General features: G+C 47.1%; 1 protein-coding gene (only partly in view). It reads right to left on the bottom strand.

Annotated elements, in window-relative coordinates; genetic code table 11:
- A protein-coding gene (locus HHL17_RS17065; RefSeq protein WP_169226049.1) for a non-ribosomal peptide synthase/polyketide synthase crosses the window boundary here: on the bottom strand, positions 1-26,732 show its 5' portion. It extends 2,899 nt beyond the left edge of the window; the window shows 26,732 of its 29,631 coding nt (coding positions 1-26,732); the start codon lies at positions 26,730-26,732; its stop codon lies beyond the left edge, outside the window.

The following is a 26,732-nucleotide window of genomic DNA, read 5'->3' as shown; positions in this document are numbered from 1 at the left end:
GCGCGCTCCTGCTCCTCTTTATTCATTCGGCGAAAATCCAGCCTGCTAACCGGTATTTTCGCTTCTTTGTATACACATTGCAGCGGAATAGCAAATTCGTTATAACTGAACCCGGTGCGCAATACACTGTGGTGTTGCTGTAACAGGCTCCAGCTATGCAGAAAAGCATCTTCCTGCAACACTGTGAGTTCACAGCCGAACTGCTCTACATAAGCACCTGCCGCTACATCATACAAACCATGAAACAACATTCCTTCCTGCAGGGCGCTCAGTCGATACAGGCTTTCTACCTGGTTACGACGGGGTCCACTTCCATAAGGAGCATCCAAAAAATGATCAAGTTCTTCATGACTCATCACCGCGCTCAAACCATAATCAGCCGGCGTAAAAAATGAAGTACCCAACTCCGTGCAATGGGCTATTATCTGCTCCAGATAAGACAGATAAGCATCTGCCAGATTTGCAATACGGGAGACATCATAATGCCTGCTACTGTAACTCCATTGCAATATCAACTCTCCTCCCTGGACAAAACTATTGACCCATATTTTATCGCGGATGGGGTATCCCTCTCCGATACCTGCACCAGACGATTCCTGTGCCATACCCAGATAGCCTTCCGCATTGAATACATTATCGAGCTGCCCCAGGTAATTGAATACAAAGTCCCAGGGATCTTTAACGGCTGAAAAAGGTGCTTTGCTGAAGTATTTCAGCACACCATAACCCATTCCTTTATCGGGGACCCGGCGCAATTGTTCCTTGATATCTTTCAGTAATGTACCGGTTGATTTATTGCTATCAACTTTCAGCAGCACCGGATACAGGTTGGTGAACCAACCTACCGTACGGCTGACATCTACACCAGGAGCCATATCCTCACGGCCATGGCCTTCCATACCGATGGATATGGCCTTAGCACCGGTCCATCCGGATAACGTTAGCGCCAGCGCTGCCAACAGGATATCATTGATCTCAGTATGGTAAGCTGGTGACGCTTCCTGTATTAAACGCTGTGTTTGTAAACTACCCAGTCTTACCTCATGCTGCCTGACATCAGCAAGGGTAACCTTCCCGTTATACATTTTATCTACCGGTAACGGAAGATAGCTTTCTACGATATGCTGCCAGTACTCCTGCTGATATAATAATGGCTGGCGCTGTCCATATTCAGATAACGCCTGATGCCATTGGCGGTAGGAAGTACTCTTGCGGCCCAATATTTCTGTCGTTGTTCCCGTTTGTTGATTTTTTAGCAACAACTCCAGGTCTTCCAGCAGAATACGCCAGGAAACACCATCTACAACAAGGTGATGGATAACAAACAACAGCCGGTTACACGCCTCACCCTCCGGCATTAATAGCAATACCGCCTGTATTAATACACCACTGCTGATATCCAGCCTCCGCTGATAATCATCCCCATGTTTCCGGATAGCTGCTGCTAAATCTTCTCCTGATAAGGATCCCAGGTCAACAACTTCCAGGACACCTTCATGCATACCATATACTTGTTGCCAACCATGTGCCCCGCTGGAATATACAAAACGCAATGCATCATGATAATGAACCAGTTTCGCTATAGCGGAGGCCAACCTGGTAGCATCTATACCTTTATCAATGGTTAATAATACACTCTGATTAAAATGCGACACCGTGCTATTCTCTGCCTCCAGGTACCACTGCTGAATAGGAAGCAATCCGCAATCACCGGACAACTCTCCCTGTTCTGCGGATACTGTGATATTCTTTTGCGCCGACAAAAATGAAGAAATGCCTGCTATTGTCTGATGCGTAAACAGGTCACGGGGTTGTAGTTCATAACCCAGGCGCCTGGCCCTGCTTACCACCTGAATAGTAATAATGGAATCCCCTCCCAGTGAAAAGAAGTTATCGTATATCCCGACCCGTTCTATACCCAGCAAATCCATCCAGAGATCAGCCAGTGCTTTTTCTGTTTCATTCCGGGGAGCAACAAAATCATTGGTCAACCCCTCCCTTGCATCCATATGAAGCAATGCCTTCTTATCAATTTTACCATTTGCTGTTAAAGGAAATTCATGTAGTAAAATGATCTGTGCCGGGATCATATAGGAGGGTAATACCCTGCCGATATCATCTCTCACCTGCTTCACCAATTCCAGCGGATGTTTCCATTCGGATACACGGGACGAGTAATCTACCTGCGGCACCGGGGCTTGCGTACTTTCGCCTCTGAGGGCAAATAAATTATACAATACATCATCCTTTAAGGAAGCTTCTTTTTCCAGATAGATGCGGTAGCCTTTATCCTGCAACATTTCAGTGATACGATCAAGGCGATTGTCCACATTATGTACTTCAATGATCAGGCTTTTCACTTTATCCCAGTCGCTTTCCAGCATTCCATCCAGCACCAGATGCTCTGAATTTTCCACATCTATTTTAAGCAAATCAATTTGCGTTATTCCTTCTTCCCTGATAATCTGTGAAAGCGTTTTGGCCCGTACACTTACTTTTTTATTTTCTAATTTCACCTCCAGCAAAGCATCTATTTCTTCACGGGACAAATGCTCGTTTTCCGTACTTTCCACATAAGAGCGAACCACCTCTTTTACCTGCTCCTTATCTTCACTGATACCGGATAATATGCTCACCTGAGGATAGTAAGTAAATGATATTTCCTGTTCTTTATCCAGCAATGCAAGTTGATACGCCTTACCACCAACATTATATAATTTTCTGTTTTTACTGAGATAATCAAACACTTCCGGTATCGGCTCAAAAGAATATACTTTGATATTTTTATGCAAAGCATGCAGGAATACCGTAAAGAAACCTATATTGGCGCCCACATCCATTACACAACTATTTTCAGACAATGCAATACCATGTTTCAGATAGTTCTGTTCTTCAAATATTTCCTTATATAGAAATCTTACCTCATTAATATTAGGTCCCAGCATGGGTAATCCATTCGGAAGTATGTGCAGGTCTGATTCACGGATCTGTTTCGTATTTAGCAATTGCTGATAGCTGTTTAACAAAGACAATGTTTCACCATCTACCTGTACATAGGCCTGCAGCTTCTTGCTGTTCCCATCTTCATGCGTTGTTGCCAATACAGCCACATCTTTTACACCTGCCACTGCTGACATGGCAGCTGCTATTTCGCCTAATTCTATGCGATATCCGCGTATCTTCACCTGATCATCCAGGCGGCCCAGATACTCCAGGCTTCCATCCGGCAACCATCTGGCGAGATCACCGGTTTTATACAGCCTTGCACCCACATCCCCGCTGAATGGGTCTGTAATAAATCTGTCTTTTGTTAATTGCTCCCTGTTCAGGTATCCACGGGACAAGCCGGCCCCTCCTACATACAACTCTCCTGCTATTCCTGCTGGCAGCAGGTTTCCGTGTGCGTCCAGTATATAACAGCTTAGTGTGGGTATAGGCTTACCAATATTGCTGGCCTCTCCATTCAGGGTATCCGCGTCCATTTCCTTATAGGTTACATGGACGGTTGTTTCCGTAATACCATACATGTTGACCAGCTTACAATCAGGGTATCTTTCTTTCCACACCTTGAGTTTGCCGGGTGTCAGTGCTTCTCCCCCAAATATTACATACCTTACCTGTAAAGGTATTGCTGAACGAAGCAAACTTTCCTGCAACGCATAGAAGGCAGTAGGTGTCTGATTTAAAACGGTCACCTTTTCCTTTAAAAGTATAGCTCCAAAGGCTACCGGGTCTCTGGCCGCTTCCTTGCTGATTACAATCAGCTTCCCCCCATACAGTAAAGCACCATACATTTCCCATACTGAAAAGTCAAAGCAGAATGAATGGAACATGGTCCAGACATCTTTATTATTAAAATCATATAACGGCGCGTCTGTTTCAAACAACCTGACCACATTATAATGCTCAATAAGCACACCTTTCGGTTTACCGGTAGAACCGGAAGTATAGATCACATAAGCAAGATGATGGGGAAGAATCAAAAAGGAAGGATCGTCTCCGGAAAACTGGCTGATCTCCTGCCAGTCTTCATCCAGCAATATCAGCTCCGCCGACGCGACGTTATCCAGTACATGCGCACATTCACGGGAACTGATGATCCATTTGGCCGCAGTATCTTCCAGCATAAAGCTGATACGCTCCGCAGGATAATCAGGATCTATGGGAACGTAGGCCCCACCCGCTTTCAGGATACCGAGTATACCCACGATCATTTCAACTGACCGTTCTATACATACCGGCACCAATGTATCCGCCTGCACTCCTTTGCTCCTTAAATAATGCGCCAGCTGATTTGCACGTATATTCAACTCCCGATAGGTAAGTGAAACCTCACCGGCCACAATTGCTGTCGCTTCGGGTGTAAGGGCCACCTGTGCTGCAAATAAGTCTGTAATTGTTTTATCCTTGGGATAGCCTGCTGAAGTATTATTAAATTCAACCAGTAATTGATGTTCTTCTGCAGATGTTAGCATAGACAATGCTCCTATGCGCGATTCCGGTGATTTTGCAACCGACCATAGCAACTGTTCAAAATGCGCTATCATTCGGTCTATAGTTGCTGCCCTGAAAAGGTCGGCACAATACACCACGTTTCCATATAACCCCTCCGCGCTTTCCTGGATGAAAACAGTCAGGTCAAATGGAGACGCTTCCTGTTCAACAAACTCACGGGACAACTGTACTGCTCCCAAACGCAGCTCCGGTACTTCCGGTGTATTCTCCATGGCAAACATTACCTGGAATAAGGGGCTCCTGCTCAGATTCCGCTCTTCCACAACCGCTTCCACTACTTTTTCAAAAGGCACTCCTTCATTTTCATACGCACCTAACGTAGTTTGTTTTACCTGTTGCAGCAATGATGTAAAAGCAGGATCATCTGCCAGGTTGCTGCGCAATGCCAGTGAGTTGATAAAGAGACCCACCAACCCTTCCACTTCCTGCTGTGTTCTGCCGGCTATTGCACTTCCCACACAAATATCATCCTGACCACCGTACCGATGCAACAATACTTTAAAAGCGGCCAGCAAGGTCATATACAGGGTGGTATCCTGCATACGCGACAATGCCTGCAACTGATCCGATAATTCCCGGCTAAAGCGGAACCCTCTGGCTGCCCCCCTGGTGCTTTGTATCAACGGCCGCTTATAATCGCAGGGGAGCTGCAGCGTGGCAACGCCTTTGAGTTTTTCTTTCCAATATTGAATCTTCCCCGCCAATATGTCACCTGATAAATACTTTCGCTGCCAGATGGCATAATCCGCATACTGAAGCGGAAGCGCGGCCAATTGCGCGGTACGGTTATCTATACAGGCATTGTACAACGCAATCAGTTCATTTACAATAATACCATTGGACCAGCCATCAGATGCGATATGATGCAATGTAACTACCAGCACATGCTCCCTTTCATCTGCTGACAAACGGATCAGATGCGCACGCAGCATATGATCTGCGGACAAATCAAACGGCGTAGTGATCAGCGACTGAACATAAGTTTGTAATGCAGCCGTATCTTCTTTATATACGGCACCATCAATAATGTTTAATTGCCAGCGATCTTTATCCTGTACATATTGATATGCTACCCCTGCCTTTTCTGTTTGCTGACGAATAACTGTTCTCAGCACTTCATGACGATTAACGATCTCCTGCAACGCCTGCAATAGCGCATCACTATTCAGATCCCCTTTCAATCTTAATACTGTGGGTATGTGATAGTGTGTACTGCCTTCCAGCTGGTCAATAAACCACAAACGCTCCTGGCTATACGATAATGGAATATACACTGGCCTTTCCTCACGGAGGATGGCCGGCGCCACCGGTGTACCTCCACATTCCGTCAGATGAACAGACAACAATGCAATGGTGGGATAGTCAAAAATATCACCAATGGATACCTCCACCGCTAATCTTTTCCTGATAGCTGATACCAAACGTATCGCCAGCAGGGAATGCCCGCCCAGTTCAAAGAAATTATCGTATATACCTACCCGTTCTACTTCCAGTAAAACGGACCAGATACCCGCAAGTGCCTCCTCTGTGGCGGTTGCAGGGGCAACATAAGCCGCTGTTGAAGCCGTCTCGTCAGGATCAGGTAATCCTTTCTTATTTATCTTTCCGTTTGGCAGTACAGGAAATACATCAAGCGCCACCAATACCGACGGAATCATGTATTCCGGCAAATGTTCCTGCAGATAGGCGTTGATGCCTAACCTGTCAAATACGCCATCAGCAATCACATAACCAATCAGTCGTTTATTACCGTGTTGATCTTCCCTTGCTATTACCACACACTGGCTCACCTGCTCACATTGTGATAACACACGTGCTACTTCTCCCGGTTCTACCCGGTAGCCACGAATCTTTACCTGCTCATCAATACGCCCCAGAAATAATATATTGCCATCCGGTAAACATTTCACGAGGTCCCCGGTACGGTATAGCAGTTGTGTAGCCTGGGTATTGGCTCTGAACGGATCTGCTATGAACCGCTGCTCCGTTAACTCCCTATTATTGAGGTAGCCCTGCGCAACACCATCTCCTCCGATATATAATTCACCGGAAATACCTACCGGACATAACTGTCCTTCCGGGCTCAACACATGCACATAAGTATTTGAAAATGGTTTTCCTATAGGAACGCCCTGTTCATACAGCGCTTCTTTATTCACCACATGCAGTAACTTTCCTATTGTCGTTTCCGTGGGCCCATAGTGATTCACCACTGTGCAGGGCGCACCGGATAACCGGATACTATCAATTACGGTTGCATCCAATGCTTCGCCGCCAAAAATCAGCAGCTTTTCCGGTAATAGTAATTTTCCCGGAGTAGATAATGCTTTCCAGTGCGACGGTACAATCTTGATACAATCTATCCGGTGCGAGGAAAAATATTCCTGCAGCCTTTCACTATCGCTTGCTGCAGCCTTTGAAAAGAGATGCAAACTACCGCCGGTACTCAGCGCTCCGTATAATACCGTATTACCCAGGTCTGTCGCAATGCTGGACAACAAACCAAAAGAAGCACAACTGGCTAAAGGAAGCGCCTGTTGCAAACCATCCAGATAATCCATCAGGTTACCATGTGTTACCATCACTCCCTTTGGATGACCCGTACTTCCGGACGTATAGATCACATACACCAGTTGCCCGGCTACCGGATGATCCGGAAGCGCTGACTCCGGATATCTGCTGATGGTATCCCAATCGCCGTCGAGCGTAATGATGCGGAGCGCATCAGTAACAGCCAACATAGACCTGGCAGCTAACGTACTTACTACCACCGCAGCACCCGTATCTTCCAGCATATAGCTGATCCTGTCTGACAGCGGCAGATAATCAGGATCAACCGGGACGTACGCGCCACCTGCCTTTAGTATGCCCAGTATACCTACTATCATTTCCGGTGAACGTTCTATGCAAACCGGCACTAATGTTCCTGCTGCCACGCCCAGGCTCCGCAGATAGTGCGCCAGTCGATTTGATTGCTTATCCAGTGCAGCATATGTTAATACCTTATCTTCAAATAACAGGGCTATTGCTTCCGGATTACGTTTTACCTGCGATGTAAATTCATCTATGATCGTTTTTTGCGGCTCCTGTGATGCGCCTAATAACTGATGTTCCTCAACAGCAGCCAGCATTGGCAATAATCCTACAGGCCGTAAGGGATCTGATACAATAGATAATAATAACTGCTGGTAATGACTGCCCATACGAACAATGGTATCTTCCCGGAACAAATCATTACGATACACTACATTTACCTGCAACTCACTTCCCTCCGCCGTTATAAAAAAGGTGACATCAAACTTTGACATCGTAAACTCAATGGCTTCCGTCGTCAATACGACCTCTCCTAAACGAAGCTCCGGAGCGGCAGGCGCCTGCTGCATCACGAGCATTACCCGGAACAGGTCCCTGTCTGCATTTCCGTCTTTCATGACGGCTTCCACTACTTTTTCGAAAGGCACATCCTGGTGCTCATACGCACCTAGTGTAGTTTCCTTTACCTGTTGCAGGAAAGATAAAAAAGAAGGATTATCACTCAGGTCGCTGCGGAACACCAGCGTATTTACAAAGAAACCAATCAGGCCCTCTGTTTCCTGCGGCTGACGTACCGCTGTAGAGCTGCCTACGGCGATATCGGTCTGACTGGTGTATCGGTACAACAATACCTTAAAGGCCGCCAGTAAGGTCATGTACAAAGAAACGCCCTGTTGTTGGGAAAATCTCCTGATCTGATCTGACAATTCACCAGGAACACTAAACGAAATGCTCCTGCCCTGCACATCTGGTGTAACCGGTCGGGCGTAATCTGTGGGCAATTCCAATGTCGTTATTCCCCACAGCTTATCTTTCCAGTAAGCCAGCTTTCGGTCCAGTACCGCACCGGATAAATAAGTGCGCTGCCAGATGGCATAGTCCGCATACTGAATAGGCAAGGGTGCTAATTGAGCAGGACGGTTTTCTATATATGCATTATATAACGCAACCAGCTCTTTTACTATAATACCGGCAGACCATTCATCGGATGCTATATGATGTATGGTTGCCACCAGTATATGCTCATCTGCCGACAAGCGGACCAGATGTGCGCGCAACGGATGATCGCGCGACAGGTCAAAAGGAGCAACAATCAGGGCTTTCAGATACGCCTGCAAAGCCTGGGCATCCTGCTTATAGATTTCCTCCGCTGTTACGGTTAACTGCCAGCTATCCTTTTCCTGTATCCATTGGTAAGGAGTACCGGTATCTTCCGACTGGCGGAATACCGTACGTAATACTTCATGACGATTGATGATTGTTTGCAAGGCATACAACAATCCTTCCCGGTTCAATTTCCCTTTCAGTCGTAATACTGCCGGCAAATGATACTGCACGCTGCCTTCCAGCTGATCGATGAACCACAAACGCTCCTGGCTAAACGACAATGGAATATGGGCGGGCCTTTCATAACTTACCAGCGCCGGAGCAGAAGATACATCAGCGTAATGGGTTAATTGCGCCGATAAAGAGGCGATAGAGGGATAATCGAAAACATCCCTTACACCCGCTTCGGTACGCAGTTTCCTTTTAATAGCAGCCAGTACGCGAATGGCCAACAGGGAATGCCCACCCAGTTCAAAGAAATTATCGTAAATGCCTATACGTTCTATTCCCAGCAACGACTGCCAGATGCCTGCAAGCACCTGTTCCGTTTCAGTACGCGGCGCGGTGTACTCCCTTCGCAACAGCGCTGCGCCTGCAGGGTCGGGCAATGATTGTTTGTCCACCTTGCCATTTGCCGTCAGCGGCAGCTTATCCAGCAGGACCAGTTGTGACGGCACCATGTATACAGGAAGACGGTCCTGCAGCCACGACAGCAGCCCTGATCTGTCTATGCTTTCTTCTCCTACCACATAACACACCAGGTGACGGTAACCGCTGTTATCTGCTCTGGCTACTACTACCGCCTGGTTCACCCCAGGGTATTGCGATACCACACTTTCTATTTCCCCTGGCTCTACCCGGTAGCCCCGGATTTTTACCTGGTCATCTATCCTGCCAAAATATTCAATCGTCCCATCCGGCAGCCAGCGCGCCTGATCTCCCGTAAAATATAATCTCTCTCCGGGCTTGAACGGATTGAATATGAACTTTTCTTTTGTCAGTTCCGGCCTGTTCAGATAACCACGGGCCACCTGCACACCACCTATACATAGCTGACCTGGAACCCCTACCGGCACGGGTCTTCCCGAACCGTCCAGGATATATGCGGCCGTATTGTACAATGACTGACCGATGGTGATCTTTTCTTCCAGCTTCAATTCTTTAATGGTGGCCCATATCGTCGTTTCTGTGGGGCCGTATACATTCCATACTTTCTGATCGCTTAATTGCACCAGCTTATCTTTCAACGCCACAGGGATCGCTTCCCCTCCTGCCAGTATCGTTATCCCTTCTTTATTTTCCCAGCCTGCTTCCAGTAACATTTGCCATGTGGCCGGGGTGGCCTGCATATGGGACGGGCGGTGATGCGACAGCTGTGACGCCAGCTTAAAACCATCTGCTGCTGCAGATTTTGAAGAGATAATTACTTTGCCACCTGTCAGTAAGGGCAAATACAACTCCAGGTAAGCGATGTCAAAACAGTAGGTAGTGACTGCCAGTAAACTCATTCCTGCCCGGAGGTCCAGCCTGTCTTTCATTGACAACAGGAAATTCAACAGCGACTTATGTTCTATCATTACTCCCTTGGGCGTGCCCGTTGAACCTGAAGTATAGATCACATAAGCAAGATGGTCAGGACCAGCTGTTATTTTCAATGGGGTAACCGGCTGTTGTGCTATTTCATCTCCCACTCCATCTAATAACACCGGCGTAATACCTGCTGCTTTTATTTTATGCTCGTGTACCTGGCTGCTTACAACGATACTGCTACCAATGTCTTTCAACATATAGCTGATCCTTTCCAATGGATAATCCGGATCAAGCGGCACATACGCCCCGCCGGCTTTCATAATACCTAACAGGACTACCAGCATGTCCGCTGAACGATCTATACAAACCGGAACCAGGCTATCTGCTTTCACCCCAAGGCCGCTCAGGTAATGGGCCACCTGGTTTGAGCGCTCATCCAGCTCACGATAAGTCAAACTATGATCTTCATACACCACCGCTACAGCGCCAGGTCCCTGCAATACCTGCATGGCAAACAGGTCTGTAAATATTTTATCTTCAGGATAAGCAACTGTTGTGGCATTAAATGAGGTCAGCAATTGTTCACGTTCTCCTGTTGTCAACAATGCTACATCTTTAAACCGGACAACATTTTTCGTTACCTGTAACAATACTTGTCTGAAATGGTCTGCTATCCGCTGCACATAAGCCGTTTCCAGCAATGCTGTATTGTAGGAGAACCGGATACTGATTTCTTCACCGGCTTCTATCATAATACTCAGCGGATAATTGTTATGTTCTTCCGCTCTTACTTTATCTATCTGTAATTGCCAGGATTGGGCCGTTAATACTTTGCTTACCGGATAGTTCTCAAATATCATCAGGCTATCAAACAAATCGCCACCAACGCCTGTCCAGCGTTGTATATCCTTCAACGCGGTATACTGATACTCCAGGCTTTGCAATTGCACTGACTGCAGCTCCTGCAACCATTCAGATATATTGTGTGATTCATCCAATGTCACATGCAATGGCAATACATTTATATACAAGCCCACCCGTTGTTCTATATCCGGCAAACTATCCGGGCGGCCTGATACCATCACCCCAAAAGTGATATCGTTACCGCCTGTATAGCGATATAACAAATACGACCATACGCCCTGCATCAATGTATTCTGTGTCACCTGGTTACGTTGCGCATATTGCACCAGCCTTTCGGTGGTAGCGGCATCCAGCCGCAGCTCCACTTCTTTATAAGCGCCAATCCCTTTGGTGCGTTCTTCCGTTGTATCTATGAACGGCAACAGGCAACCCGCCTCGATACCTGTCATATAATTGCGCCAGTATTGCTCGTCCTTCTCTTTATCACGACGGTCCACATAACGGATATAATCGTTGTAATGGTCCGTGGCACCTGCTGATATTACCTTTCCTGTTAACAGGCCTTCATAAATATGCAGCAACTCTTCCAGCAATACTGGTAACGACCACCCATCCAGCAAAATATGATGGAAGGTCCACAGCAACCAATAGCGGTTATCTTCCAGTCGTACGAGACTGATGCGCATCAGAGGTGGCTCGCTGAAATCAAATCCTTTATTACGATCAGCAATGGCATATTCCCTGCATGCCTCTTCCTGCGCAGCTTCACTCCTACCACGATAATCCAGCACCGCTGCCGGCAGTGCTACCTCATGGTATACACATTGCACCGGAACCGAAAATTCGTCGTAATAAAACCCGCTGCGTAAAATACTATGACGCTGCAGCAGGTAATCCCAGCTCTGCAGGAATATACCTTCTTCCAGACCTTTTATTTCACAGGAGAACTGATTGGTATATCCACCTGCACGTTTGTCATACAGCCCGTGAAACAATAATCCCTCCTGTAAACTACTCAACCGGCAAAGACCCGCTACCTGGCTACGGCGCTGCATTCCCCTGTAATCAGCATCTAAAAAAGCATCTAATGTTGCATTATCTGTTACTGCACCCAATGCATAATCCGAAGGCGTGAATACGGACGGTAACATTTTCCGTGATACACAATGCGTGATCAACAATTCCAGTTGTGTTAAATAAGCAGCGGCCAGCTTTTCTATCGTAGCAGATTCATAATGTTTAACACTGTATTCCCATTCCAATACCAGCTCTCCACGCTGCACAATACTATTGACAGATATTTTCTGTGCTAACGGATGCCTGTCTCCCACTGTTGCTCCCGGCGATTCAGGTGCCAGCTCCAGGTATCCTTTTCCGTTTGCAATATTGTCCAACTGGCCAAGATAATTAAACACAATGTCCCACGGCTCCTTACCCTGTAAAGCATCTATTTTGCTGATATATTTCAGTATCCCGTAGCCTATTCCCTTATCCGGCACCTGGCGTAACTGCTCTTTTATGTCTTTTAATAAAGCGCCTGCAGCCTTTGTTGCAGGAACTTCCAGCACAACAGGATAGGTATTCGTGAACCAGCCTATGGTATGATGGGTGTTCGTTCCAAGGATAGCATCTTCACGCCCGTGGCCTTCCAGGCCGATGGATACTGTTGAATGCCCGTTCCACGCTGACAAGGAAATTGCCAGCGCACTAAGTAAAACGTCGTTTATTTCCGTGTGATAGGCATGAGGGGCTTCCTGTAACAAGCGGTGTGTTTGCAGCGCGCCTAACTTCACTGTATGCTTACCTGTGTCCGATACCGTTACAACGTCATCATACTGATGATCTGTCTGTAATGGTACATATGCCTGCACTACCCGCTCCCAGTAACTCAGTTGATCAGATAAGCGGCGGCGCTGACTGTAATTCACCAATGCGTCATAAAACGTGCTGTATGCATCGCTCTTTCTTCCCAATACTTCGTCGTTATCCAACGTATTATTTTGTAATAATAACGACAGGTCTTCCAGTAAAATACGCCAGGACACCCCATCTACAGCCAAATGATGAATCACTAATAACAATCGGTTATGTGACGTTTCCTGCGGCGTTAACAACAGCACAGCACGTATCAGCAGACCTTTGCTGATATCCAGGCTTTGCTGATACTGATTTCCATATTGCGTGATGGCCTCTTCCAGTTTTTCAGCCGGCACTGCCTGCAGGTCTACTGTTTCCAGCTCCCCTTCATAACTGCCGTATACCTGCTCCCATCCATCCTCTCCCCTGTTATACACAAATCGGAGTGCATCATGGTAACGAATCAGGGTGGTTATTGCAGAGGATACCGTGGACGGCACTACGCTTTTCTCTATTGATAATAAAATACTCTGGTTATAATGTACCTCCAAAGGATTACCTGTGTTCAGATACCATTGCTGAATGGGTAAAAGGCCGCTGTTACTTATCAGGGTCTGTTCTCCGGATACAGTTTCCTGCTCCGGCACCAACAGGTGAGCAGACAGTTGTGCGATCGTTTGATACTCAAACAGGTCTCCAACCTGTACTTCGTACCCCAATTGCCTCGCACGGCTTACTACCTGAATAGTGATGATAGAATCTCCTCCCAGTGTAAAGAAATTATCGTGTATACCTATCCGTTCTATTCCCAGCAAATCCTCCCATATTTCTGTCATAGCCTGCTCTATCTCATTACGATAACCGGTATAGGCACTCTCTTCTGCTACCGTTTCCACCGCATCCATATCAGGCAAAGCTTTTTTATCGACCTTACCATTTGCGGTGCGCGGAAATTCCTGCAAGGCAATCAATGTAGCCGGCACCATGTATTCCGGCAACCTGTTTTTGAGATAAGCGAGGATACCTTCCCTGTCAAAAGTACCCCTGGGTACTACATACCCCACCAGCTTCCGGGGCCTGTGTTGTTCATGCTCCCCGTCATTGCCAGCATGATCGGCGCCTGCAAGCACCACTGCCTGACTAACCAGGTCGCATTCCTGCAGCACGCTCTCTATCTCACCCAGTTCTATACGATAACCACGGATCTTTACCTGATCATCCACACGTCCCAGGTATTCAATATTTCCGTCCGGCAACCATTTGCCAAGGTCGCCTGACTTATACAACCTGGCTCCTGCTGTTTTACTGAACGGGTCGGCCACAAATTTTTCTACTGTCAGATCGGGGCGGTTCAGATATCCGCGTGATAAACCAACACCTCCAATGCATATCTCTCCTGCCACACCTATCGGACATAGCTGCATTTCACTGTTTAATATAAATACCCGTTTATTAGACCTTGATTTTCCAATGGGAATATTCCTGTTATACGCCGTGGCATTGTTTACTTTAAATAAAGTGGCATTAACCGTTATTTCTGATGGCCCGTATCCATTGTAGAAATCCTTAAAGCCCGCATAATAAAGCGCATCTTCTGCTATGGCTGCTTCTCCGGCAGAAACAATGGTCCGTACACCTGGCAAATCTGCCTTATTAAGAATAGAAAGGAAAGAAGGTGTGATCGTAAACAGGGTTACCTGATGTTTTGCAACAAACGCTATAAAGCTCTCGCTATCTTTCAATACGGTTTTACCTGGTAATATTAAAGATGCCCCACTCAACAATGTGCTGAATATATCCAGTATGGCGCCATCAAAAGCCGGCGACATAAATTGCAGATAGCGGTCGGCCGCTGTCATAGAGAACTCCTTAATGTGGTCCAGGCATACATTTACCAAACCTGCATGCTCTATCATGACGCCTTTAGGCTTACCGGTTGAGCCGGAGGTATATATTACATAAGCCAGGTGGACTGGATGAAGTGAGCGCTGTGGAGCAGTCACAGGTTCCTGCTGAATGCTTTCCAGGTCATTGTCAAGTTCAACAATAATATCCTGTTCTTTTAATGGCAGTCCGTAGCTGTGTATACTGTTACTGACCATTACATAAGCAGCTGTATTCTCTACCATATAGGTCTTCCGGTCATCTGGATAGGCCGGGTCTATCGGAACAAATGCACCGCCGGCTTTCATGATCCCCAATATACCCATGATCATATCCGCACTTCTCTCCAGACAGATAGGCACCAGCGTTTCTTCCTTTACCCCTTTACGCTTTAAGTAATGCGCCAGTTGATTGGCACGCTCATCCAGTTTCCGGTAGGTGTAAAACTCGTCTTCAAATACAACGGCCACTGCGTCCGGTGTTTTTAACACCTGCGTTTCCCATATATCAGCTACTGTCTGATGCGCCGGAAGTGTATCAGCCGTTACGGTATTATTAAAGGTGATCAACAACTGTTGTTCCTCTGCAGCAGTAAGTATGTTCAACGATGCGATCTCTGCATCCGGAGTAGCGATAACGGCACGCAATAACTGTTCAAAATGACCCAGCATGCGCTCCATCCTTTCTTTGCTGAATAAATCTGAGCAATATTCAATATTAGCCACCAGAGATCCATCGGGGCGTTCCACTACAGAAAAATTGATATCAACCGTAGCGGTGGTATGTTCAAATGCTTCTCTTATCAGTTGCACCTCACCTAAGCGATAAGCAGATACATCTGCTGCGTTCTGCACAGAGAAAACGACATCGCACAAAGGATGACGGCTTAGGTCCCTGTTTGTCAATACCTGATCGACTATCTTATCAAAAGGTACTTCCTGGTGATCATATGCTTCGAGTGTTGTTTGTTTTACCTGCTGCAACAGTTGCGCAAATGAAGGCTTATTACCAAGATCACTGCGCAAGGCCAGTGTATTGATAAAAAAGCCGATCAACCCTTCCAATTCCTGCTGCATTCTGCCATCTATAGGTGTACCTATACAAATATCTTCCTGCCCGCTGTAACGATATAATAACACATTGAAAGCAGACAATAACGTCATAAAAAGCGTCACTCCTTGCTGCTGGCTCAGTTGCAGCAATTGTGCCGTCAGTGTACGGTCAATGATAAATCCTTCTATCCGGGCTCCCTTGGTACTTTGAATAATTGGCCGCACATAGTCCGATGGCATATTCAATGGCACCACTCCCTGCAATTTATCTTTCCAGTAAACCAGTTGTTGATCTAACTTTTCTCCCGACAGATGCGCACGTTGCCATATGGCATAATCAGCGTATTGTACAGGGAGAGGGTTCATTTGCGGAGCGCGGCCTGCTGCATAGGCCCCGTATAATGCTACCAGTTCCCCGACGATAATACCGGATGACCAGGCATCTACTGCAATATGATGCATGGTTACTATCAGTAAATGTTCCTGCTCCTGCAGGGGAATCAAGTGTGCGCGCAGCATATGATCTGCAGACAGATCAAACGGTAAAAGGATCAGCTCCTGTATATAGGATTGCAAGGCAGCCTGGTCGTATTGGTATACCGGATCATCTGTCACATTGAGCTGCCATTGATCTTTGTCCAGGACAAACTGGTAAGCGGCTTCTCCTGCGGCCTGGCGGATCACTGTGCGGACCACTTCATGCCGGTTCACTATTTGCCGGAAAGCGTCTTCCAGCGCTTTCCGGTTAAGGGGCCCCTTCAACCGGATCACCTCCGGCATATGAAATTGCGTGCTACCCCGTAACTGATCTATAAACCATAAATTCTCCTGGTTAAATGAAAGCGGGATACGCGAAGGACGCGCATGCACTTCAATAGACGGTGACAAGGTGTCTGTTTGTCCCTGCTGCTGTATATAAGCCGTCAGGTCTGCGATGGTCACATACTGGAATAAATCCTTTACGGACAACTCCACACCCAGTTTTTTGCGTAATGCTACTTTTAGGCGCATCGACAACAAAGAGTGTCCACCCCGTTCAAAAAAGTTATCGTATACCCCTATCTGTTGTACCCCCAATAACTCCTGCCATATCCCGGCCAGGATCTGCTCCATTTCATTCCGCGGCGCTACAAACTCATTCGTTAACAATGCCTCTCCCGATGGTTCGGGCAGGGCTTTCTTATCTACCTTGCCGTTAGCCGTTAAAGGTAACTGTTCCAGCTCCACGAATACCGCCGGCACCATGTATTCGGGTAGTTTACTTTTCAGATAAGCATATACGTTATCCCTGTCAAAAACACCATCAGGCACCACATAGCCAATCAGCCGTTTATTACCCTGATCATCTGCTCCGGCCACTACCACCGACGCTCTTACGGAAACACATTGCTGCAGTACATTTTCTATCTCACCCAACTCTATCCGGTAACCACGGATCTTTACCTGTTCATCCATTCTGCCCAGGTACCCGATAGTACCATCCTGCAACCACTTTCCCAGGTCACCGGTGCGGTACATGCGAACCTGTTCGCCTGTGCGGAACGGGTCATTGATAAATTTTTCTGCTGTTAATGCCGGAAGATTCAGATAACCACGACCGACCCCAACGCCTGACACACATATCTCACCCGGCACTCCCGGAGGACATAATCTTCCTCCACGATCTAATATATAAATAGCAAGATTTTGTACAGGTTTCCCTAAAGGAACACTATTGCCTTCCGGTAAATGATACATCAGGTGATGACAGATATCGTCCGAGGCCTCTGTTGGACCATAGGCGTTCACCACCGGTATGGCGCCATAGTATTTATGACCAAACCACTGGGTTAATAAGTTCTTACTGACCACTTCCCCGGTAAGTAATAAAAATTTCAAATGCTGTAAAGTCACTTCCATTTCTTCCTGCAGTAACGATAACAGGTAAGATGGTACCAGTTCTAAAATTGTTACCTGGTGATCATCAACAGCTTTAATAAGTGCAGCAGGATGATAGATCAGCTCATCCCGGTAAATAATCGTCTGACCTCCGCATAACAATGCAGCAAACATTTGCCATACTGAAATATCGAAGGTAAAAGAGGCTGTTTGAGCGATGATCGAATGTTGATCTATTTTCAGGTCATTTATTTTGGCAAACAGGTGATTCAGCATGCCACGATGTTCTATCATCACTCCTTTTGGAGTTCCCGTTGAGCCGGACGTATAGATCACATAACACAGGTCCCCTGGTGCGGGCTTCGCAACAGGTGCTTCAGTGGGCTGCTGTGCAATGATATCCCGGATACTGTCTGTCACAATAAGATCAACCGCTGCATCAGCAGGGATTTTGTGCCGGCAAACAGTACTGCTGATAACAATTTGTGCGTTACAATCTTTCAGTATGTAGGTCATCCGCGCTGCCGGATACTCCGGATCAATAGGCACATACGCCCCACCGGCCTTCATGATACCTAATATGGCCATCAGCATGTCCGGCGACCTGTCCATACAAACAGGTACCAGCATATCCCTACCCACTCCTTTGCTTTTCAGGTAATTGGCTAATTGACCGGACCGGTCATCCAGTTCCTTATAAGATAATTGGTGATGCCCGTCACTTACGGCTATTGCCCCCGGTGTTAACAATGCCTGCTCTGCAAACAGGCCCGGCATTGTTTTATGCTGCGGCCAGTCTGCGTTGGTATCATTGAACGTTATCAGTAATTCACGCTCTTCTGCCGCACTTAACATGGACAATGTACCTATACGGGCAGCCGGTGTTTGCACCACAGATCGCAACAGTTGTTCAAAGTGGTCCGCCATACGGTTGATGGTTGCTTCACTGAACAGGTCTGCCGCATATTCTATAAACCCGTTCAACCCGTCCGTACCTTTATCAATTGAAAAGGTCAGGTCAAAAGCAGTGGTGGTATGTTTAATCTCCTCCTGCGATATGGCCAGGTTTTTCAGGCTGATATCCGGTGTTTCAGGAGTGTTCTGAAATACAAACATTACCTGAAATAAGGGAGTCCTGCTCAGGGCTCTTTCTTTCACTACCGTTTCCAGTATCTTTTCAAATGGTATTTCCTGATGCCGATAAGCATCCAGCGTGGTATTTTTCACCTGTTGCAAAAGCGAAATGAAAACCGGGTCATTGGCCAGGTTGCTGCGCAAGGCAATCGTATTGATAAAATACCCTACCAGTGCTTCTGTTTCTTCGCGCATCCTCCCGGATACCAGGCTTCCTACACAAATATCTTCCTGCCCGGAATAGCGATATAGCAATACCTTAAAAACTGACAGTAATGTCATGAAAAGTGTGGCGCCATGCTGCCGGGAAAGTGCCTCTAATTGCTGTGTCAGCTCCTCATCCAGCCATATTTTCCGCTTGGCGCCACGCGCGCCCTGAACGGCCGGACGTATATAATCTGTTGGCAGATTCAACGTTGCTGTTCCTTCCAGATTTTCTTTCCAATAACGCAGCGCGTCAGCGAATACCGCATCGGATAAATATTTTCGTTGCCATATGGCATAATCCGCATACTGTACCTCCATTGGGACCAAAGGAGATGAATGGCCTTCCAGGTAAGTATCATACAAAGCCTGCAATTCATCGAATAAGATATAAGCAGACGTTCCGTCAAATGCTATATGATGTATGGTGACAACCAGGATATGCTCGTTTTCCCCGGCTGACAAACGAATCAGCTGTGCGCGTAGCATATGGTCCTTCGACAGGTCGAAAGGGGCATGGACCAAAGAAATGATCAATTCCTCCATTGCTGCCGGGTCTGTACGATATGCTTCACCAGCAATCGTTACCAGCTCCCATTTGTTTTTGTCCAGTACATGCTGATAAGTATCCCCTCCTTCGTCCTCCTGCTGCCGGATAACCGTGCGCAGTACTTCATGGCGATTTACTATATGCTGCAATGCATATATCAGCGCTTCCTTATTAAGCTTCCCTTTTAACCTTAAAATTGCCGGTATGTGATAAGGGACACTTCCTCCCAGCTGATCAATGAACCACAAACGTTCCTGGCTATACGATAATGGGATATGGGAAGGTCTTGATGACATAGCCACAATGGGCGGCAATACCGTATTAACCTGCTCCTTTGCCGATGGAAGTAATGTTTGTGCCGGCAACGCATTACCAACAGGCGCAGCTAAAAATCCCGCTCCCTGCAAATCCCGGATACTTTCTTTAATAGCTGCGGCTATAAAATCTATATCTTCCTCAGTATGTGCAGTAGATAAAAAACAGGTCCTGCCTTCCCATATATATACACCTTTCTCCAGCAGATGATAAAAGAAGAGGTCCATATTAACATGGCTGGAAAAATGAAACAGCGAACCGAAATGATGTACCTGCATAGGCACCTCATTCTGCCGAAAGAAAGCAGCTATATCATTCACCAAACGGGCAGTACGTGCGTTCAACTCTTCCTGCAGCGCAGGTCCACACTGTTTTAATTCGGTCAACAAAGCCAAAGCCGCGGCCATACTTAACGGATGCTTGCAAAAAGTACCGGCAAAATAGGTAGTATCTGCCTGTGGATAAGACTCATCGCCATATTGCCATACACCCCCATCAAGTACATCCATGAACCGGCGTTTACCGGATACTATTCCTATTGGCAAGCCGCCCCCGGCTATTTTTCCATAGGTGGCCATATCCGCTGATATTCCAAAATAAGCCTGCGCGCCTCCCGGGTGAACCCGGAAGCCCGTGATCATCTCATCAAATATCAGTACAATATTTTCTGCCTCCGTCATTGCCCGCAGTTCCTGTAACAATGCCCTGGGCTGATAACCGGGATTTCTGCTCTGTACAGGCTCCACCACTACTGCCGCCAACTCATGCGCATAGGCCTGTATCTGTTTTACTACCTGCGGATTGGTATAATCAAACATCAATACGTCCGCTATCATGTTGTCTAAAATACCCAGCGTTAACGGCACACCATTATGACCGGCCTCCATATCTTCCAGAACGGCCAGGGTCCCATCAAAATGCCCGTGATAGGCGCCTTTGAAAATAGCGATCTTATTCTTCCCTGTAACAGCCCGTGCAGCCCTGACAGCAGTCATCACGGCTTCTGTGCCGGAATTATGAAAACTCACCCTTTCCATATTGGTAAGTGCCGCAATGAGCGTAGCCACTTCGCCCGTTATAGGTGATTGCGGCCCTAACTGCAAACCTTTATGCAATTGCCGTTCTACCGCTGCCGTTACAACTGCAGGACGATGCCCTAACAGGTTAACACCAAACCCCATGGCCAGGTCAATATATTCATTCCCATCTGCGTCGGTTATTTTTGATCCGAAAGAGGATTCCACCTGCAACGGATAATGCATTTCTTTGGTAGAAAAGCGGAACCCCATGGCTACACGGTTATCTGCCAATACCGGCCGGTAATGCTGGGTAAGCGTTTTGGAGGTCTTGGTTTTTTGATTGTACCGGCGTATAAAAGCGTCCAGGTAGTCCTGTTGTTGTTTTGAGAAAGCAGCCTGTCCGTTTTGCTTTTCTATCTTAGGGAAAATGGAGGCATGCTTTTTCGGCGGATGTACCTTACCGTTACCATTCATTAACGCTGGTGAATGATCATGTCCGTTATTATTTACCGGCTGATTTACTGTTGCCTGTTCCTGTATGCTGTATGCTGCCTGCTTGCCTCCGCTCACGCCCTGCACAGTTGTTGTTTTCTGAGACAACAATTGCATCTGGTGCTCGATAATATCCAGATGACGCTGCATCAGCAAATGATCATCGGGAGATATCGCAGATGATATTACGCCATTACTCCTGGTAGGTGCCGTGACTGCGGTTGACGGAGCGGCCACTTCCTGAACGTCGGGTTCTGTAAAGGGCTCCGTTGCTATAACCGGTACCTCCGCTGCAATATGGCCGGCCATCAGCTCCAGTGTTGATATTTCTTCAAATAACTGCCTCACCGACAGCTTCAATCCATAACGCTTCTCCACCCTTCGCATCATACTGACCAGTATTGCTGAATCAGCTCCGAGCTCCAGAAAACGGGTACGTATATTAATATCGTCCGGAGACAACTTCAGGAAATCCCCCAAAATGCCGGACAAGTATGCCAGTATATCGTTATAACTATTCGCTTTCATATTTGCTGATTTATGTCCATTCATACTATTTGAATGTGTTGGTACTGCTGCTGTCTGCTTCTTTTCAACACCGTCCAGCCAATAACGCTGTCGCTGGAATGGATAAAAAGGCAACTGCACCCGCTGATAACCCGGACCGGCATAAAACTGATCCCACTTAACAGGCCATCCTTTGATGTATAAAGCCAATAAACTGTGTAAAAAAGTGTCCCAGGAAGATTGCCCCTGCTGCATGCTTGCCAGCAAATTGTCCTCTTCATAGGGTAATGTTAATTGTAGCAGCGTAAGCAGGTTGGGCTGAGGGCCCAGCTCCAGCAGCACCTCTCCTCCCAATACCTTTATGGTTTCAACGCTTTTTGAGAAAAGCACAGGAGAAAGGATATGTTTACACCAATAAGATGCCTGTGCAATTTCATCGGTCACTACTTCTCCGGTTAAATTGGAAATCAACGGAATCACCGGCAGGTGATAACGGATGCTGGCTGCTACTTCCCGGAACGCAGCTATCATCGGTTCCATCAGGGAAGAATGAAACGCCTGCGAAACCGGAAGCAGCCTGGCATTGATACCTGTCTGCTTCATGGCGTCCAATATGACTGACACAACTTCCGCTTTCCCGGACACCACTGTTAACGCAGGGCCATTAATAGCCGCTATAGATATATCCCTTCCATACGGACGGATCATTTCCGCGACGACTCCCTCCGCTGCAAACACCAATGCCATACTACCTTTTTCTTCGATGGAATGCATCAGGCGGGCCCGCTCTGTCACTAATCGCAGGCCGTCATCCAGGCTAAATACCCCGGCAACACAGGCTGCCGCATATTCCCCCATACTATGGCCGGTAACAATAGCCGGATATACCCCCAATGACTTCCAAACTTCTGCCAATGCACATTCCACCGCAAATAATGCCGGCTGTATATATAACGTTTGCCGCAGCAACGCCTCTCCCTCCTCCCGGCCCATGTCGTAAAGCAGGGATACCAGGGAGATACTCCACCTCGTTTTCAGGAACGCATCACAATGATCTATTACTTTTTTAAATACCCTATTGTGTTCATAGAGCTCTTTCCCCATATTCCAATACTGCGCTCCCTGCCCGGTAAACAACCAAACCAGCTTCCCTGCCGGAATTGTTGCATCTCCCTGCAAAAGCTCCCTGTGCGCGGTTCCATGGATATAAGCCTCCAGGTAATTCCGGGCATCAGCGGTCGTACTACCTGCAAAGGCTAAACGATATGGAAAAACATCCCTGGCAACAGCGCTGCTATAGGCAAATGAACCTAATGATCCGGGTGACTGCTCCAGTAATGTGATATAATGCCCTGCCAGCGCCTGCAATGCAGCAGGCGTTTTTGCAGACAGCAACAGAGGATAAGATGGCAATAAAGGCGCCTGCCTTGTTGTATCAGCTTTCTCTCCCTCTTCCAGTATCACATGTACATTGGTGCCACTCAGGCCAAAAGCACTGACAGCAGCTCTCCTTTTTCCTGTGGCCATCTCCCAGGGCAGCAGGCGGTCTGCTACTTTCACCGCTATATCCTTCCAGGGAATGAATCTGTTAGGAACATGAAAGTGAAGACTTGCCGGAATCTGCTGATGCTGCAGGCATAGTACTGTTTTTATGAGCCCTGCTATACCAGCAGCCGCTTCCAAATGCCCTATATTGGTTTTTAATGCTCCTGCAATCAAAGGCTGCGCTGCGGAACGGGAACGACCGTATACCGCCTGTAATGCCTGTATTTCTATCGGATCGCCCAGGCGTGTGCCCGTACCATGTGTTTCTACATATTGTACCGTATCTGCAGGGACGCCGGCATTCCGTAATGCCTGTTCCATCAATTGCTGCTGTGCCACTCCATTGGGTGCCGTCAGCCCATTGCTTAAGCCATCATGATTCACTGCTGAGCCCTTAATAACAGCCAGAATATTATCGCCATCCGCCACTGCATCACTTAACCGCTTTAATACGACTACACCAGCGCCTTCTCCTCTCACATAACCATCTGCGCTATCGTCAAAAGTTTTGCAGGCGCCTGTTGGTGAAAGCGCCTTCATCCTGCATAATCTAATGGTAGTATCCGGCGTCAGCATGAGGTTTACACCTCCGGCCAATGCCAGGGAGCATTCCCCGTGCAATAGGCTCATGCATGCCTGATGCACACTTAACAAGGAAGAAGAGCAGGCTGTATCCAACTGCATCACCGGACCATGAAAATCAAGCGCATAGGCAATCCTGCCTGCTGCAATACTTCTCTCTACACCAAGCCCCCTGAAGGTATCTTCAAAATATGCCACATCCATCCGGTCAAGAATGAGATGCTGATAATCATCGGTAGCCATGCCCACAAATACACCGCTATTGCTACCTCTCAGTTCCGATGCCCTGATCCCCGCATGTTCCAGCGCCTCCCAGCATACTTCCAGCAATAATCGTTGCTGTGGGTCCATCGCAGCTGCTTCTTTTGGAGAGATGCCAAAAAACAAAGGATCAAACTGATCTACCTGCTTTAAAAAACCACCTTCACGTGTATACATTTTACCTTGCGCATCCTCATGAGCATCAAAATATGCCGCTGTATTCCAGCGATCTGCGGGAATAGCGGAAATACCATTTCCCTGCTCACACAGGAACTTCCAGAATGCGGAAGCGGTATTGATGTCTCCCGGAAAGCGGCAACCCATCCCTATTACAGCGATCTGGTCCCCCTCCTGCTGCTCCTTGCTGCCCGCAGTTTCCTTTTCTCGCCTTTTTTCACGGAGAAGCCCCGCCAGCTGTTTCGCCAGGCTATTTACTGTCGGAAAATTATAAACAATGGTATTGTCTACCGTTACCTGTAAAAAGGTCTCCAGGTCAGCAGCCAGCTTCACTGCCTGCATAGAAGTCATGCCGTGCGCTGCAAAAGGTTTTTCGGTGGCCAGGTCCGATCCGGTCAGATGCAGGTGTTGCCGCAACCATTGCTGTAACCATTCACGGACCTCTCCATAATAAGCATCCTCTACTGAAGCAGCAGCAGTCACCGGTATTGCTTCAGCAGCGGCTATGTTGCCTTCCTGTTCTAATTCTCTTATTATCTCATCGTATATACCACGCTGATATTCTTCAGAAAATAAATACCGCTTTACTTTTCCACTGGTCGTTTTATGAATTTTCCGTACCGGTAGTACATGCTTTATCTGCAGACCTAAATTAGCGGCAACAAATTTTTTCACGGCAGTGGCAACAGGCAAAAATTTCCGGGCCGACGATTTATATACAACAAAAACGACGACAGCTTCTGATCCTGTATCCTCATCAGGTACCCCACAGGCAACCACTTTTCCTGTTTCTATTCCTTCCAGTTGTTCGAGTGTCTGCTCTATATCATGTGGATATACATTTCCCCCATTTACAAAAATGATATCCTTCACTCTTCCTATTACGAACAAACAACCTTTCCATAAAAACCCGGTGTCACCTGTGTTCAACCAGCCATCATTATTGATCACCGCGCTGGTGGCTGCTCTATTGTTGTAATATTGCCGGGTAACAGCGTCTCCGCTGATCCGGATAATCCCTAAATGCCCTTCGGGCAGGTCCACATCCTGCTCATCGGTTATCCTGACAGCCACCCCGCCTATAGTCGCTCCCAGGTTTACCACCTCTATAAGATCACCGTTGCGTTCCTGTTCGGCGAAGTCTTTTGCGATTACATATTGCCCTATCGTTAAGGTACTCCGGCGCACATAAACACTTTCAATGGTAGTACGTATATGCGGGAATGTCACCGCCAGGGTAGCTTCTGCCAGGCCATATCCTGGCCGCATGGACTGTGAACGTAAACCGAATGCTTCCAGTGTAGTCATAAAATGCCGGCATAAGGCTGCCGACACAGGTTCTGCACCATTTAAAATGATCCGTACAGAGGAAAGGTCGAGCCCATTTGCTTTATCCGGCGTAAACTGGTTCAGGTAATATTTATAACCGAAATTGGGAGAGCAAATGATCGTAGCCCGATGCTCTGATACTTTTTGCATCCACAACAATGGGTTTCTGATAAACAGGTCCGTAGGTATAAGATAATGTTGCAAACCCAACCCCAGCGGATACAGGTGAAACCCGATCAGCCCCATATCATGCGTAAGCGGCATCCAGCTTAAATAGCGATCATTCTCCGTACATCCATGCGCCGACAAAGCCGCCTGAATATTACTTAACAGGTTACTATGCGTCAGCACCACGCCTTTCGGATTCCCTGTAGAACCCGATGAAAACTGGATAAACGCAATGGTATCCGGCGTTACAGGATGTAATTTCCCAACAGAAGCCATTTCATGGCTGTCTTCCACAAACAACACCCGATCAAAACGCAATACTTGGCCAGTTTCATCTGTATAGTCGTGCGCACATAATTTCTCATAGTGCGCACGGCTTGTAAACAGATAAGGGCGATTCAAAAATGTCTTTATCTTAAATAATTTCTGTGCATTTTCGCTGTAATGCGTTACCGAAACAGGGACAGGAAGAATACCCCCTAAGATACAGGCCCAGAAAAGCTGAAGGAATGTTCTACTATCTTCTGCCTGCAACACAAGCTCATCACCAGGTTGCATACCATTATCCTGCAAATAGCCAAGCCAGGATAAAGCAGCGGTATACAACTGATAATAGGAAATGAAATCTTCCTTATTCCCCGCCCCGATAAATGTGATGCCTTTTTCCTTTTCTTCTTTGCGCCTTATTAATAAATCCGATAGCGTGGAAGATATAAGTGAATTTTTCAT

It is taken from the genome of Chitinophaga fulva, assembly GCF_012927205.1.
GTDB lineage: Bacteria > Bacteroidota > Bacteroidia > Chitinophagales > Chitinophagaceae > Chitinophaga > Chitinophaga fulva.
Note: the sequence above shows the minus strand (reverse complement) of the source record. Positions and strands in the feature narration are given on the sequence as shown.